The 1,556-nt window shown below is 54.5% G+C and carries 1 rRNA gene; it reads right to left on the reverse strand.

The window, feature by feature from the left end:
• Positions 1-1,535 (reverse strand): 23S ribosomal RNA (locus tag HMPREF2734_RS01190); the annotation flags it as partial.
• Between the last annotated feature and the right edge of the window lie 21 nt (positions 1,536-1,556).

The following is a 1,556-nucleotide window of genomic DNA, read 5'->3' on the forward strand; positions in this document are numbered from 1 at the left end:
TGGGTGGTTAGTATCACCGCTTCGATACTGGGCGCGTATATACGGGTACGGGAATATCAACCCGTTGACCATCGACTACGCCTGTCGGCCTCGCCTTAGGACCCGACTCACCCTGGGAAGACGAACTTGACCCAGGAACCCTTAGTCATTCGGCGGATACGATTCTCACGTATCATTCGTTACTCATGCCTGCATTCTCACTCGCGTGCAGTCCACCGCTTCTTCCGATACGGCTTCACCCCACACACGACGCTCCCCTACCCATAGTAAAAACTATGCCGCGGCTTCGGCGGTGTGCTTGAGCCCCACTACATTGTCGGCGCAGAACCACTCGACCAGTGAGCTATTACGCACTCTTTCAAGGATGGCTGCTTCTAAGCCAACCTCCTGGCTGTCTTCGCGATCCCACATCCTTTTCCACTTAGCACACCCTTAGGGGCCTTAACCGGCGATCTGGGCTGTTTCCCTCTCGACTATGAAGCTTATCCCCCACAGTCTCACTGCAATGCTAAAACTTCACCGGCATTCGGAGTTTGGCTGACGTCCACTAAGATGATAGTCCCGCTCGGCCATCCAGTAGCTCTACCTCCGGTAAGCACACATCACGCTGCACCTAAATGCATTTCGGGGAGAACCAGCTATCACGGAGTTTGATTGGCCTTTCACCCCTACCCACAGCTCATCCCCTCAGTTTTCAACCTAAGTGGGTTCGCGCCTCCACAACCTCTTACAGCTGCTTCACACTGGCCATGGGTAGATCACCCCGCTTCGGGTCCAGGACATGCCACTTGACACCCTCTTAGGATTCGCTTTCGCTACGACTACCCCACATAACGGGTTAACCTCGCGACATGCCGCTGACTCGCAGGCTCATTCTTCAAAAGGCACGCCATCACACACAAACGGTGCTCTGACGGATTGTAAGCGCATGGTTTCAGGAACTCTTTCACTCCCCTCCCGGGGTACTTTTCACCATTCCCTCACGGTACTATTCACTATCGGTCACACTGGGTATTTAGGCTTACCGGGTGGTCCCGGCAGATTCACAGCAGATTTCACGAGCCCGCTGCTACTCGGGGAAAACATGATCAGACAACATATGCAACGCCTTCACGTACGGGGCTAATCACCCGCTCCGGCACGCCATCCCAGACGTTTCCGCTAACGCACACACACCATCTCACGGTCAGGTAGCCCGCAACGATCACACCCCACAACACCGCACACGCAACCCCTACCCAGGTATCACACGCACACGGTTTAGCCTCATCCGCTATCGCTCGCCACTACACACGGAATCACAAATTGTTTTCTTCTCCTGTGGGTACTGAGATGTTTCACTTCCCCACGTCACCTCCACACAGGCTATGCATTCACCTGCAGGTAACACCACACAACTGGTGTTGGGTTTCCCCATTCGGACATCCTCGGATCAACGCACTGTTGGCAACTCCCCGAGGCTTAACGCAGCCTCACACGTCCTTCATCGGCCCAGCATGCCAAGGCATCCACCATACGCCCGTAACACAAAACAACAATTACGGTCGCTACAAAAA

Source organism: Corynebacterium sp. HMSC055D05 (assembly GCF_001810365.1).
Lineage (GTDB): Bacteria > Actinomycetota > Actinomycetes > Mycobacteriales > Mycobacteriaceae > Corynebacterium > Corynebacterium coyleae.